At 73.2% G+C, this 13116-nt stretch carries 14 protein-coding genes, 1 tRNA gene and 1 pseudogene; 8 read left to right on the plus strand and 8 right to left on the minus strand.

The genetic code is table 11. The annotated features are described in order from the left end of the window. Positions 1-7 precede the first annotated feature (7 nt). Positions 8-931 (minus strand): MurR/RpiR family transcriptional regulator, encoded by a 924-nt coding sequence (locus ACFHWT_RS07630; protein WP_416593866.1) that lies wholly within the window; start codon positions 929-931, stop codon positions 8-10. A gap of 131 nt (positions 932-1062) precedes the next feature. Here ACFHWT_RS07630 and ACFHWT_RS07635 point away from each other — a divergent pair, with 131 nt between their 5' ends. Together ACFHWT_RS07635 and ACFHWT_RS07640 are read left to right on the plus strand one after the other, a co-directional pair. Further along, positions 1063-1932, plus strand: coding sequence for an MOSC domain-containing protein (locus ACFHWT_RS07635; RefSeq protein ID WP_416593867.1), 870 nt, complete (start codon positions 1063-1065; stop codon positions 1930-1932). A 54-nt stretch (positions 1933-1986) separates the two neighbouring features. Continuing rightward, positions 1987-3045 carry an expansin EXLX1 family cellulose-binding protein gene (locus ACFHWT_RS07640; RefSeq protein ID WP_416593868.1) on the plus strand — a complete coding sequence of 353 codons (1059 nt, stop codon included), beginning with the start codon at positions 1987-1989 and terminating at the stop codon, positions 3043-3045. A gap of 9 nt (positions 3046-3054) precedes the next feature. On the opposite strand, the gene ACFHWT_RS07645 is transcribed toward ACFHWT_RS07640, so the two are convergent. The 3 genes from ACFHWT_RS07645 to bcp all read right to left on the minus strand — a co-directional run bounded on the left by ACFHWT_RS07645 (position 3055) and on the right by bcp (position 4003). Further along, a complete protein-coding gene (locus tag ACFHWT_RS07645) occupies positions 3055-3315 on the minus strand; it encodes a hypothetical protein (RefSeq protein WP_416593869.1) in 261 nt (86 codons plus the stop codon). A gap of 47 nt (positions 3316-3362) precedes the next feature. Then, positions 3363-3436: transfer RNA gene (locus ACFHWT_RS07650), tRNA-Leu, on the minus strand. A 75-nt stretch (positions 3437-3511) separates the two neighbouring features. Further along, positions 3512-4003 carry a thioredoxin-dependent thiol peroxidase gene (gene bcp / locus ACFHWT_RS07655; RefSeq protein WP_416593870.1) on the minus strand — a complete coding sequence of 164 codons (492 nt, stop codon included), beginning with the start codon at positions 4001-4003 and terminating at the stop codon, positions 3512-3514. Positions 4004-4139: 136 nt separating this feature from the next. On the opposite strand from bcp, the gene ACFHWT_RS07660 reads away from it, so the two are divergent. The 4 genes and pseudogenes from ACFHWT_RS07660 to ACFHWT_RS07675 form a co-directional block, all read left to right on the plus strand. Continuing rightward, positions 4140-4880: an energy-coupling factor ABC transporter permease gene (locus ACFHWT_RS07660; RefSeq protein ID WP_416593871.1), complete on the plus strand. Its 741-nt coding sequence runs from the start codon at positions 4140-4142 to the stop codon at positions 4878-4880. Further along, entirely contained in the window at positions 4877-5242 is a 366-nt protein-coding gene (locus tag ACFHWT_RS07665; protein WP_416593872.1) for a PDGLE domain-containing protein, read from the plus strand. Before ACFHWT_RS07660 ends, ACFHWT_RS07665 begins: the two co-directional genes overlap by 4 nt. A gap of 14 nt (positions 5243-5256) precedes the next feature. Then, on the plus strand, positions 5257-6027 hold the full coding sequence (gene cbiQ, locus ACFHWT_RS07670) for a cobalt ECF transporter T component CbiQ (RefSeq protein ID WP_416593873.1): 771 nt from the start codon (positions 5257-5259) through the stop codon (positions 6025-6027). Next, positions 6024-6800, plus strand: a pseudogene (locus ACFHWT_RS07675) (energy-coupling factor ABC transporter ATP-binding protein); the annotation flags it as partial. The gene cbiQ and the pseudogene ACFHWT_RS07675, both read left to right, overlap by 4 nt. Here the strand turns inward: ACFHWT_RS07675 and ACFHWT_RS07680 are convergent. The 3 genes from ACFHWT_RS07680 to ACFHWT_RS07690 are packed head-to-tail and all read right to left on the minus strand — an operon-like array spanning position 6780 to position 9188. Then, positions 6780-7952: a hypothetical protein gene (locus tag ACFHWT_RS07680; RefSeq protein WP_416593874.1), complete on the minus strand. Its 1173-nt coding sequence runs from the start codon at positions 7950-7952 to the stop codon at positions 6780-6782. The pseudogene ACFHWT_RS07675 and the gene ACFHWT_RS07680 sit on opposite strands and share 21 nt — an antisense overlap. Positions 7953-7980: 28 nt before the next feature. Further along, a complete protein-coding gene (locus ACFHWT_RS07685; protein WP_416593875.1) occupies positions 7981-8691 on the minus strand; it encodes a DsbA family protein in 711 nt (236 codons plus the stop codon). Between the two features lie 32 nt (positions 8692-8723). Further along, a complete protein-coding gene (locus ACFHWT_RS07690) occupies positions 8724-9188 on the minus strand; it encodes a MauE/DoxX family redox-associated membrane protein (protein WP_416593876.1) in 465 nt (154 codons plus the stop codon). Between the two features lie 171 nt (positions 9189-9359). Between ACFHWT_RS07690 and ACFHWT_RS07695 the strand changes: the two genes are divergently transcribed. Then, the gene (locus ACFHWT_RS07695; protein WP_416593928.1) at positions 9360-11024 is read left to right on the plus strand and encodes a copper resistance CopC/CopD family protein; all 1665 of its coding nucleotides are present in this window, start codon (positions 9360-9362) and stop codon (positions 11022-11024) included. A 13-nt stretch (positions 11025-11037) separates the two neighbouring features. Continuing rightward, complete coding sequence (locus tag ACFHWT_RS07700) at positions 11038-11862, plus strand: YcnI family protein (protein ID WP_416593877.1); 825 nt, start codon at positions 11038-11040, stop codon at positions 11860-11862. On the opposite strand, the gene ACFHWT_RS07705 is transcribed toward ACFHWT_RS07700, so the two are convergent. Next, the gene (locus tag ACFHWT_RS07705) at positions 11816-13111 is read right to left on the minus strand and encodes a glycosyltransferase 87 family protein (RefSeq protein WP_416593878.1); all 1296 of its coding nucleotides are present in this window, start codon (positions 13109-13111) and stop codon (positions 11816-11818) included. The two genes, ACFHWT_RS07700 and ACFHWT_RS07705, sit on opposite strands and share 47 nt — an antisense overlap. Between the last annotated feature and the right edge of the window lie 5 nt (positions 13112-13116).

The following is a 13116-nucleotide window of genomic DNA, read 5'->3' on the forward strand; positions in this document are numbered from 1 at the left end:
CGGGTGGTCAGCCGATGAAGACGTTGCGCTGGGCGGCGGAGCGCTCGAACTGCTCCAGCCGGCGCTGCGCCTCGCCCGGTGCCGCGTCGCAGATCGCCTGCAGCAGCACCATCGCCAACGCCATCGGCGCGGCGTGCAGGTCGAACACCAGTTGGTCGCCGACCGGGGCGGTCAGCACCAGGTCGGCGTGTTCGGCGGCCGGGCTCAACAGGGAGTCGGTGATCAGCACCACCGCCAGGCCGACGGCGCGCGCCTCGACCAGCGCGTCGACGGCCTCCCGGGGGTAGCGGGGCAGCACGATGGCCAGCAGCGCGGTCGCGCCGGCCTCCCGGGTCTGCTCCAGGCGCTCCGGCAGCAGGCTGCCGCCGCTGTCCAGCACCCGTACGTCGGGGCGGACCTTGGCGGCGAAGAACCCGAAGTAGTTGGCCAGCGGCGCGGCGGCCCGCAGCCCCAGTACCGGCAGCGGGGTGCTGCCGGCCAGCAGGGTGCCGGCGGCGGTGAGCCGGTCCCGATCACCGAGCTGGTCGGCGAGCATGCTCAGATGCCGGGCCTCGGCGCGGACCGCGCGCTGCATCTCGTTGTCGGCGGCGTAGGCCCGCCGCCCGCCGCGCCGGGACTCGCCGCGCGGTGCCGGCAGGCCTGCCGCTGCGCCGGACTGGCCGGTGCCAGCCGGGTTGACGGCGAACTCGCGTAGCCGGCGGCGCAGCGCCGGGTAGCCGTCGTAGCCGAGCGCCATCGCGAACCGGGTGACCGACGGCTGGCTGACCCGGGCCAGCTCGGCGACCTCGGCGGCGGACAGGAACGCGGCGGAGCCGGCGTGCTGCACCAGGCTGTGCGCGATCCGTCGTTGGGTGGGGGTGAGGCGGACACCGGTGAACAGGTCGAGCACCCGTTCGGCCGAAGCGGCCGGGACGACCTCGCTGTCATTCACCATGACACTGTATGCATTATTTCATTCAGTCGGCAACGGTGGCCGCGACGGCACCGGCGGTGGCTGTGGTAGAACCAGCGCGTGGAACGCCTCTCGCCGCATCGCAACCCGGACCGCACCCGGCCGCCGTCGTGACCGGCGTACGGGTCGCCGCCCTGCACACGTATCCGGTCAAGGGGTGTCGCCGGCTCGACCACGACGAGGCCTGGGTCGAACCCTGGGGCCTGGCCGGGGACCGACGCTGGATGATCATCGACCCGGACGGGGTCGGCATCACCCAGCGGGAGGCTCCGGCCCTGGTCCGTATCCACCCGCGGGTCGTCGCCGGTGGACTCACCCTGCACACCGCCGGCCGGCCGACGCCGGACGTCCCCCTGCCGGTCGCGCCCACACTGGATGTCCCCGCACCGGTCGCCGGCCCGCCGGTGCAGGTCCGCGTCTTCCGGGCCAAGGCCCCGGTGCCGGCCCGGCTGGCCGAGACCACCGCACACGCCTGGATCAGTGCGGTCATCGGCCGACCGGCCAGACTGGCCTGGCTGGCCGACCCGACGGTACGGGCGGTCGACCCCGACCACGGCCGCCCCGGCGACGTGGTCAGCTTCGCCGACGGCTACCCGGTGCTGCTGACCAACGCCGCCTCCCTCGACGCGGTCAACGACTGGCTCGTCGGGTCGGGCGACCCGGCCGCGCCGTTGCCGATGCACCGGTTCCGCCCCAACGTGGTGATCAGTGGAGCGCCGGTTTGGGCCGAGGACGGGTGGCTGGGGCGTCGGATCCGGATCGGCGACGTCACCTTCCGGGTGGCCAAGACCTGCACCCGCTGCGTCGTGACCACCACCGACCAGGACACTGGTGAACGCGGCCAGCAGCCGCTGCGGATCCTCGCCCGACACCACCGCGGCCCGAAGGGTGTCCTGTTCGGGATGAACATCATTCCGGACGGCACCGGACGGATCACCGTCGGCGACAACGTGGTGGTTGCGGCTGGTCCCGACTCTTAGGTCTCACTTAGGACCGTTGCCCGGGTACGTCGCAGTACGGCAGCATCACTGGACGTGACCGACGACGGACCCGCCTCCCATGCCCGCCGGCCTTCCCGGGCCGACCGGCCGGCCCGGTCCGCTGGCTCGACCCGTAGTGGCCGGACCCGCTGGCTGGCCGGCGGTGCGGCGGCGGCCGGGGCCGGCCTGCTCGGCCTGCTGCTGGCCGCCCAGGTCGGAGCCAGCCCGGCGTGCGCGGCACCGCCCGTCGGCGGCGGTACCCACCAGGGCAAGGCCACCTTCTACGACGCGCAGGGGCAGGGCGGCAACTGCTCGTTCGACAGTGCTCCGGCCGACCGGATGTACGTCGCGCTCGGCCCGGCCGAGTACGCCGACGCCGCCGCGTGCGGTGGGTACCTCGACGTCACCGGTCCCCGCGGTACCGTCCGCGTCGTCGTCATGGACCAGTGCCCGGAGTGCGCCGCCGGCCACCTCGACCTTTCCCGGGAAGCGTTCGCCCGGATCGCCGACCCGGTGCGGGGCATCGTCGACGTCAGCTACCGGGCAGTGGTCGACCCGCCGACCGGGCCGCTCGCGGTGCGGGTCAAGGAGGGTGCGTCGCAGTGGTGGTTCGCCGTGCGGGTCACCGACCACGGCAACCCGCTCGCAACGGTCGAGGCCCGAACCGGATCGGGGTGGCGCGGACTTGTCCGGCACGACTACAACTACTGGCTCGCCGACGACGGGCTCGGCCCCGGCCCGTACTCCCTGCGGGTCACTGACGTGTACGGCAACCGGGCGACCGTGCCGGGAGTCCAGTTGGCCCCGGCGCGGACCCAGCAGACCGACGTGCGGCTGTACGGCGGCGGATCGGGTTCCGGCTCCGGCTCCGGCTCCCGGTCGTCCGGGTCGTCCTCGGCCGCCGGCGGCTCCGGTGCCGACCGGTCCGGTGACCGGTCCACGGCGGCGCAGACCACGTCGACCGCCGAACCACCGTCGCCAGGTCCAACGCCCACCGGGTCGGCCTCGCCGGGTCCGTCGCCAACCGCCGGTGCAGCGGGTCCCGGCGCGGCCGCCAGCCCGTCGACGGTGCCGGTCGCGGCTCCTGCCGACCCACCGCCAGCCTGCGGCTGACCGACCCCGTCAGTCTGCCGCTGACCAGCTTGTCGGTGGGCCGATCAGCTCCCGCCACATGATGATCTCGTCCCGGTCGTCGCCGGCGGCGACCCCGGCGAACGGCGCCTCGGCGGTCGGGCGCACGTCGGCGACGGTCACCGGGGCGACGAACCCGACCGCGCCGCCGACGTTGGTCGCGTCCGCCCGGACCGCGATGATCCGCTCGCGCAGCGCGTCGTCGAGCGGCGGATCAAGGACGAAACCCAGCCGTACGGAGAGTGGGGGCATCGTTGCGGTGTGTCAACTCCGGGTGGGCCTGGGTGACAGGCGTTGGGTAGGGCCGGCGGGACTTGAACCCACACTGGTGCGATCCTAAGTCGCATGCCTCTGCCAATTGGGCTACGGCCCCGAGCGCTCCTAGGTTACGTGCCGAGGACAGGTTAGCCGAATCCCGGTCGGCCGGGGTCGGAGGCGGGCTGTCGCCTCAGTCGAGGCCGAGGTCGCGGCGGAGCTTGGCGACATGGCCGGTGGCCTTGACGTTGTACAGCGCTTTGGTGATCCGCCCCTCGGCGTCGATCACGAAGGTCGACCGGATCACCCCGGTTACCGTCCTGCCGTACAGCTGCTTCTCACCGTAGGCGCCGTACGCGGTGAGCACGGCCTTGTCCGGGTCGGACACCAGCGGGAAGGTGAGACCGTCGCGCTCGCGGAACTTGGCGAGTTTCTCCGGTTTGTCGGGAGAGATGCCGACCACTTCGTAGCCGGCGGCCTGCAGTCCGGCGAGCGAGTCGCGGAAATCACACGCCTGCTTCGTGCAGCCCGGGGTCATCGCCGACGGGTACGCGTACAGCACCACGTTGCGCCCGCGTAGCTCCTTGAGGGACAACTGGTCGCCACTGTCGGTCGGCAGGGTGAATTCCGGGGCGGAATCGCCCGGCGTGAGGCGGACCGGCCCGTCGGCGGCAGCTGAGGTCATGGCCGGAGCCTACTCCCACCGCTACCGACCGGGTCGGACCCGCCAACCATGGCTAGTTGCATCCTCTATGCAAGAGCAGTGATGGCGAAATACGCTGGCCACGCGACCAACGGACTGCCCAGCCGGGAGGAACCAGGTGGACCCCTATGCACTCCACATCCAGAACGGGGTGCTCAACGGCCCCGTAGCGATCAGCTACGCCATCCTCGCCGCCGTGGCCTTCGGGTACTGCGTGGTCCGCGGCCGGCGGGACCTCGACGACCGGCTCGCCCCGATGGCCGGCCTGGTCGCCGCGTTCATCTTCGCCGTCCAGATGCTCAACTTCCCGGTGCTGCCCGGGGTCAGCGGCCACCTGCTCGGCGGCGCGCTGGCCGCGCTACTGGTCGGCCCGTGGGTCGGTGCGCTCTGCGTGTCGATCGTGCTGATCGTGCAGGCGTTGCTGTTCGCCGACGGCGGAGTCACCGCCATCGGCCCGAACGTCACCAACATGGCGCTGGTCGGCACCGCCGCCGCGTACGGGCTGATCTTCGTCCTGCTGCGGGTGCTGCCGCGCACCCCGACCGGGCTGGCGGTCACCGCGTTCGTCGCGTCGGTGGTCAGTGTGGTCGCCGCCGCGTTGAGCTTCGTTCTGCAGTACGCCATCGGCGGCACCACCCAGTTGCAGGAGTTCGGCCTCGGTCAGGTGCTCGCCCTGATGACCGGCACGCACGTCCTGATCGGCGTCGGTGAGGGGTTGATCGCCGCGGTCACCGTGCTGACCGTCGCCCGGACCCGCCCGGACCTGGTGTACGCCCTGCGCGGTCTGCGCCGTCCGACCGGGCCGAGCACGCCGGCCGCTCCCACCACCCAGCCCGCGTCCACCGGAGGTGTCGCATGAAGCGCAACACCGGCTTCATCCTGGCCGGCCTGTTCGTCTCGCTGCTGCTGGCCGGCGTGGTCAGCAACTTCGCCTCCGGCTCGCCCGACGGGCTGGACTCGGCGTCGACCCAGGGCTGCGAGGTCGACGGCGAGGAGATCGTCGGTGGGGCCTGCATGGGCTCCGGCGCGCAGGACCATGAGCTGGCCGACAGCCCATTCGCCGACTACGGCCTGACCGCCGTGGACAACGCCTTCCTCGGTACGGCGGTCGCCGGTGTCGTCGGGGTGCTGCTCACCTTCGCCGTCGCCGGTGGGCTGTTCTGGCTGACCCGCAGCCGCCGGCCGGAGGCGCCCGCCGGTGCCTTGGCCAGCGAGCGGTAGGGGCGGGAATCATCGTGGCCGCCGGGCACTCGCAGCTGCTGCACCTGGAACGGGACAGCCCGGTGCACCGGCTCGCCCCGGAGACCAAGATCGCGGCGATGGTGGCCTTCACCCTGGTGGTGGTGGCCACCCCGCGCGAGCAGCTGTGGGCCTTCGGCGGGTACGCCGTACTGGTGGCGGTGGTGGCCGCACTGGCCCGGGTCCCGGCCGGCTGGCTGGCCCGCCGGTCGCTGATCGAGGTCCCGTTCGTGGCGTTCGCGGTCGCGTTGCCGTGGCTGGCCGGCGGCGAGCAGGTCGTCATCGGCGGGCTCGGTCTGTCGGTGGAGGGCCTCTACGGCGGCTGGAACATCTTGGCCAAGGCCACCCTCGGGGTGCTCGCGTCACTGCTGCTGGCGGCCACCACCACCAGCCGCGAGCTGCTGGTCGGGCTGGACCGGTTGCGCTGCCCGTCGATCGTCACCCAGATCGCCACGTTCATGCTGCGCTACGTCGACGTGCTGGTCGATGAGGCCCGGCGGATGCGGATCGCCCGGATCTCCCGGGGCGACGATCCGCGCTTCCTCTGGCAGGTACGCGGTTTCGCAGCCGGCGTCGGCGCGTTGTTCCTACGGGCGTTCGAGCGCGGCGAGCGGGTGTACCTGGCGATGATTTCCCGCGGGTACACCGGTCGGATGCCAGCGGCCTGGCAGGCGACCGGCGGCGCCACAGCCGGCCAGTGGATGCTGGCCGCGTCGGTGCCGGTGACGGCGGCTACCATCGCCGCCGTGGCGGTGTTGTCGCGGTGAGCGATCCGGTCGACGCCGGTTCGACGCAGCCTGTCGGTCCGGTGCCGCCGTCGCTGCGGGTGCGCGACCTGCGGTTCAGCTACCCGGACGGGCATCCGGCGCTGCACGGGGTGGACTTGACCGTGCCGGCCGGGGCCCGGATCGCGTTGCTGGGGCCCAACGGTGCCGGCAAGACCACGCTGGTGCTGCACCTCAACGGCGTACTGCGGGGCGGGTCCGGTCAGGTCGAGGTCGGCGGGCTGCTGGTGGATCAGCGGCGGGCGACGCTCGCCGAGGTACGTCGCCGGGTCGGCATCGTCTTTCAGGATCCGGACGACCAGCTGTTCCTGCCGACCGTCGCCGAGGACGTGGCGTTCGGCCCGGCGAACCTGGGGCTGCGCGGTGCCGAGCTGGCGGCGCGGGTCGACGAGGCGCTCGACGCCGTCGGGATGGCGCAGCACCGGGACCGGTCCCCGCAGCACCTGTCCTTCGGTCAGCGGCGGCGGGTGGCGGTCGCGACGGTGCTGTCGATGCGTCCGGAGATCCTGGTGTTGGACGAGCCGTCGTCGAACCTCGACCCGGCGGCCCGTCGTGAGCTGGCCGAGGTCCTGCACCGGCTGCCGGTGACGATCCTGATGGTCACCCATGACCTGCCGTACGCGTTGGAGCTGTGCGACCGGTCGGTGATCCTGGACGCTGGCCGGGTGGTGGCGGACGGTCCGACCACAGAGTTGCTCGCCGACGCGGAACTGCTGGCCCGGCACCGGCTGGAGCTACCGTTCGGCTTCGACCCGCTGCTCGCCGCGCGCCAGCTCACCACCACCCGGTCCGTCTCCGCCGGCCCGACCGACACCGTCCGGGCCGGTGACGGGCTCCGCACGCAGGCGTAGCACCGCGCCGAGCGCCACGGCGGCCCCGCTGGCCAGAACGGCGGCGACCACGATCCGCGGCCACCAGGCTGGTCCGGGCACCGGGGCGATCGCCCGGGTGAACACGGCGGCGTTGGCCGCCCCGGCGAAGATCGCCAGGCAGGTGCCGGTCAGGGCGAGGGCCAGCTCGGCACCGGGCCGGCGGCGTGCCGCGTACCCGGCGGCAGCCAACGCGGCCAGCCCGGTCAACAGCGCCCAGACCGGCCCGTCGAGCAGCACGCTGAGCAGGCCGAGCGGCCCACCGGTGCCGGATTCGACCGCGCGGGCGATCGCGTAGCCGACGGCGGTCGCTCCGCCTGCGGCGAGCCCACCGGCGGAGACCAGCTGCGCGGTCCGCGGACCGCGCCGGGCGGTGGCCAGCAGAGCGACCAGCATCAGTACGGCGCCGAGCAGCGTGCCGCCCCACCAGCGCAGCGGGTCGGGCGGCGGGATCCAGTCCAGGGTGCCGCGCAGCTCGACCGGGGTGACGCCGTCGCGTAGCGGCACCACCCAGTCGCGTACCCGGTGCACCTGGTCGGGTGCGGCCCGCACCGCGTCCGGCGGTGCGGCGTCCAGCCAGTAGGTCCGCTGGTCGTGCCAGCGGACCACCGGCCGGGCGGCGATCCGCCGCCAGTCCGGCGGCGCGGCCGGGTCGGCGGCGGCGGGCACCGGGGTGTCGCCGGCCAGGGTTTCGTTCTGGTACGCGGTGGGGGAGCGCCGGTTCTGGTAGACCCCGTCCGGTCGGATTTCCAGGTACGGCTCCCCGGCGTAGCCGAGCACCTCGATCGGTCGGCCGCTGTGGTTGGTCAGCTCGAGCCGGGCACCGGCCTCGACGACCCGGACGGTGAGCCCGTCGACGGCCGGCACGGTGCCGGTCACCGTCACCTGGTAGTCGGTGGCCGCAGGGGCGTCCGCGCCGTGCGCGGCGGCCGGCGTCGCGGCGCCGGTGAGCAGCACCGCCGCCGTGCCGACGAACGCCGCCAGCCGGCCGGCCAGCCGGGTGGCCCGCGCCTGCGCCGGCCGTCGGGTGAACCGCATGTCAGCCGGCCGCCGGGTGAACCACACGTCAGCCGGCCGCGTCCACGGCGGCGGTGATGGCCTGGGCGCTCGACGCGACGGTCGCGCCGTCGACCAGCACGGTCGGGGTGCCGCTGACCCCGGCCCGGCCGGCCTGCTCGGTGACGTGGGCCGGCCAGCCGGCGTAGGTGTCGTCCCGGACGCACTGGCCGAAGCTGCCGGTGTCCAGCCCGACCTCACCGCCGATGGCGATCAACTGCTCCTCGCTGAGTCCGGGGCCGCCCTCGGCCGGCTGCTGCTCGTAGAGCGCGGCCGCGTACTCCTCGAACCTGCCGCCGGCCGCCGCGCAGCCGGACGCCGCCGACGCCCGCGTCGAGTACGCGTCGTCGCTGAGCCGGTCGAGGATCGCGACGGGGTGGTACACCAGGGTGATCCTGCCATCCTCGACGAGTTGGTCCAGGGTCGGGCCGACCTGCTGTTCGAACTGCCGGCAGGCGGGGCAGAGGAAGTCGGCGTAGAGGTCGACGGTGACCGGGCCGTCGCCGATCGGGATGCCGGAGTCGTCGGCGACCGCACCGGGCGGCGCGGTGTACTCGCCGCCGCGCTGGGTCTGGTAGACGGCCCAGCCGATCATGCCGGCGAGGACCAGCGCCACCACGGCCGCCACCGACGTCCAGAGAGCGCGCTGGCGCCGCCGCTCCCGGGCCAGCTGTTCGCGGACCACCCGGGCCGCCTTCTTCTGCTCCACTCGCCGGCTCATCGCCGTCACCCGCCGATCTACCTGAAATCCGACTATCTGCTGTTGCTTACCCAAGAATCCGTCGACAGCGCGGTGCGCGGCCACCACGCCAGAAACCCGGCGAGCGCGAGGAACGCCAGGTCGCGAGCGATCTCCGGGCCGTAGGCGGGGGTCTGCCCGGCAGCCAGTTCGCCGCCGACGCCGAAGCAGCCGCAGTCGATCCGCAGCCCACGCACCCACGCGGAGGTGATGCCGGCGATGAAGACGACCAGCAGGCCGGCCGAGACGACCGCGCAGAGCCGGGTGGCCAGCCCGATCAGCAGCAGCACACCGAGCGCCAGCTCGACGAAGGGCAGCGCGGCGCCGATCACCATGGCCAGGTCGTACGGGAAGACCTGGTAGGCGTTGACCGCCCGGCCGGACCCGGCCAGGTCGGTGACCTTGGACCCGCCGGCGAACAACCACACGGCGGCCAGCGCGAGGCGGACGGCGGCGCCGATCCAGGGTCGTACCCTCATGTCTGTTAGTCGCTGCGCACCCGGTGCCGAGTTCCACGGCAGCGTGACATCAAACCGGAAAATCCGATGTCGTACGTCACATCGGGCATCGGGGAACTTCGGCCCCCGACCAGCCGACCAACCACAAATGAGGGGGAGCCGGGTCGCGCGGACCCAGGTGGACCGGCGAGCATATTGCCCATGACTGCCGCAACGAATAGATGGACGTCGCGCTTCGCGGCCATCGCCGGCCTGCTGCTGGCGGCGCTGCCCGTGGTCCTGCTACCCGCCGCCGCGCCGGCCAGCGCGCACGCCGTCCTGGTCAGTACCAGCCCGGTGACCGACTCGGTGCTGCCGAACGCCCCAGCCGAGGTGGTGCTGACCTTCTCCGAGTCGGTGCGGCAGGTCCCCGACCGGGTACGGGTGATCGCCCCGGACGGGCAGCGGGTCGACCAGGGCGAGCCGGTCTTCGACGGCGCGGTGGTCACCGTCGGCGTCGAACAGCAGACGTCGCGCGGCACGTACCTGGTCAGCTACCGGGTGATCTCCGCCGACGGACACCCGGTCAGCGGCGGCTTCACCTACTCGGTCGGCGCGCCGTCGGCGGTGCCCACCGACGACGGCGGCGCCGACACCGATGCGTTGGTCAGCGGGCTGCTCCAAGCGGCCAAGTTCGTCGGGTACGTCGGACTGCTGCTGATCGTCGGCCCGGTGCTGGTGCTGAGCATGCTCTGGCCCCGCCGGCTGGCCCGCCGCGGGCCAGGCCAGGTGATCTGGACCGGGCTGGGACTCGTCGCGGCGTCCACCCTGGCGACCATCTGGCTGCAGGCCCCGTACGTCACCGGCGGCGGGATCGGCGACGCCGACGGCGCGGCGCTGCGCGACGTTCTCGGCAGCGGGATCGGCGCCGCGCTGCTGGTCCGGCTCGGGGTGCTGGCCGCGGCGGCGGTGCTGCTGCGGCCGTTCCTGGCCGGCTCGGAGGGCCGCAGCGACCAGATCCTGCTCGGCGGCCTGGCCGTCATCGGGGTGTTCACCTGGCCGCTGGCCGGTCACCCGAGCGCCTCGCCGGTGCCGGCCGTCTCTGTCGTCATCGACGCCGTGCACCTCAGCTCGATGGCGGTCTGGCTCGGCGGGCTGGCGATGCTCGCGGTATTCCTGCTCCGGCAGGCCGAGGAGCGGGAACTCGCCGCGATCCTGCCGATCTGGTCGCGCTGGGCCGCGCTGGCGGTCTGCGCCCTGCTGCTGGCCGGTACGGTGCAGGCGCTGATCGAGGTGGGCACCCTCGATGCGCTGTTCGGCACCACGTACGGCCGGTTGCTGCTGGCCAAGATCGGCCTTTTCGGGCTGGTCCTCGCGGTGGCGGCGTACTCGCGGCAGTTGGTGCGCAACCGCAGCGCCGCCGGACGTCCCGGCCGGATGCGGCAGGCGATCGTCGCCGAACTGGCCGTCACCGCCGTGGTGCTGGCGGTCACCGCGGTGCTGGTGCAGACCACCCCGGCCCGGACCGCCATCGGCGAGGACCTGCGGGCCGACAGCGGCTACTTCTCCACCACGCTGACCAGTGACATCTACTCCCTGCAGGTCGAGGTGGACCCGGCCCGGCGGGGCAACAACTCGGTCCACCTGTACGCCTACACCGCTGACAACCGGCCGCAGCCGGTGATCGAGTGGCAGGCCACGGCGGCGTTGCCGGCCAGCGGGGTCGAGCCGATCGAGATCCCGCTGCTGCCGTTGACCGACAACCACGCCACCGGAGAGATCAGCCTGCCAGCTGCGGGAGACTGGGAGCTGCGGATTACCGTCCGGATCTCCGACATCGATCAGGCGACCGTCTCCACCACGGTGGAAATCAACTAGAAAGGGCTACTTCATGCTCCGTCACCGACGCACACCGGCCCGCGCCGCGGCGCTCGCCGGTGCGGCCGTCCTCGTCGGCGTCCTCGGCCTGGCCGCCCCAGCGGCCGCGCACATCACGGTCAACCCGTCGCAGGCCACCGTCGGCGACTACGCCCGGCTGGCGTTCCGGGTGCCGAACGAGAGCGACGAACACAGCACCGTCGAGGTGGAGGTGGTGATGCCGGAGGACGCACCGGTCGCCTCGGTGACGCTGGCCCGGGTGCCGGGCTGGACCGCCGACGTGCAGGTGGCGCCGGTGGATCCGCCGCTGGAGGTGCACGGCGCCCAGGTCACCGAGGCGGTGTCCCGGATCGTGTGGACCGCCGACAGCCCGCAGACCGGGGTGCAGCCGGGTGAGTTCGTGGAGTTCCCGGTCTCCCTCGGCCCGCTGCCCGACGCCGAACAGTTGGTCTTCAAGTCGCTGCAGACCTACTCCGACGGCACCGTGGTGCGCTGGATCGAGGTGCCGGTTCCCGGCGAGGAGGAGCCGGCCACCCCGGCCAGCGTGCTCACGCTGACCTCGGCGCAGGAGGACAGCCCCGTCGCCGGCGGAGGCCAGGAACCCGTCGACAACGAGGCGCCGACGGCCGACACATCGACGGCCGATACGTCGACGGCCGGCAGCGACAACGGCGGCAACGGCGCCGCGCTCGGGGTGGGGATCGCCGGGCTGCTCGCCGGCCTCGGCGGGCTGGCACTCGGCGGGCTGGCGTTCGCCCGGACCCGCCGCCCGACGCCTGCCCCGGCGGCCGCTACCCGCCCGGAGTCGACGTCGGGCGGCGACGGATCGGCAGACTGACCAGCAGCAGCGCGGCCGCCAGCACGTACAGGTTGCGCAGCACGAAGGTGGCCGGATCGTCGGTCGGCACCTTCGCGTGCCCCCAGTCGATCAGTGACACCACGCCGACGACCAGCGCCGCGAAGATGACCGCCGCCAACGCCACCAATGCCGCCGGCCCGGCGGCCCGGACTCCGCTCCGGGCCGCCGCCGGGTCCGGTGCGACACCGAACGGCGGTCGGTCCGGTAGCGCCGCGTCGAGGAGCACGATCAGCGCCGGCACGAACCAGTAGACGTGGTGCGGCCAGGTGATCGGTGCGATCAGCGCGGCCACCAGGCCGGTCAGGGTCAGCCCGGCCAGCTCGTCACCGGCCCGTACCGCCCGGGCCGCGCGCCACAGCCCGTAGCCGGCGGCGACGGCCACCAGCACCAGCCAGACCAGCCGGTCCGGCTCGGCCGGAGCGGCCAGCCGGGCGAGCAGCCCTTGCAGCGACTGGTTGCCGGTGTAGTCGCTACGCCCCACCCGTTCGGTGCTCCACAGCTCGGTGAACCAGAACCGCCACGACTCGGCCGGGGCGACCGCTGCGGCGAGCCCGGTGGCGGCCGCCGCCGCCAGGCAGGACACCAACGCCGCCCGCCACCGGCGGGTGACCAGCAGGTAGACGATGAAGATCCCCGGGAACAGCTTGATCGCCGTCGCCAGGCCGATGCCGACGCCGGCCCAGCGGGACCGCCTCGGTACGGCGAACAGCAGGTCGGCCAGGATCAGCACGACCAGCAGCATGTTGATCTGCCCGAGGAAGATCGTCTCCCGGGTCGGCTCGATCAGCACCACCAGCGGTACCACCAGACCGGCCAGCCACCAGCGCGGCAGGCCGCGCCGGCGGGCGATCGGCGTGACCAGCCAGACCGTGGTGACCACCACCGCCAGCAGCGTGCCGACGGTGAACACGGCGGCGGCGGCGGTCCCGGCGCCCACCGCCGCGAACGGGCGCAGCAGCAGCGCGGTGAACGGGGGATAGGTGAAGTAGAGCTGGCCCTGCACGATGTCGGGTTGAACGTAGTCGTACAGCGGGTTGCCGTCGGCCCACCAGCGCATCGCGCTGAGGTAGATCTTCAGGTCGTAGAAGTCGTGCCGGTTGCCGTACCAGATCAGGGCGGCGACCACGGCGGCGCCGAGCGCGACGACGACCGCGACCCGGCGCGGCGTGCGGGACCTGTCGTCGACGGGGCGCGGCGCGGGGCCGTCCGGGAGGGTGTCGGCGGGCACGCCCG

This window comes from Micromonospora sp. LOL_021, from assembly GCF_048060215.1.
Lineage (GTDB): Bacteria > Actinomycetota > Actinomycetes > Mycobacteriales > Micromonosporaceae > Micromonospora_E.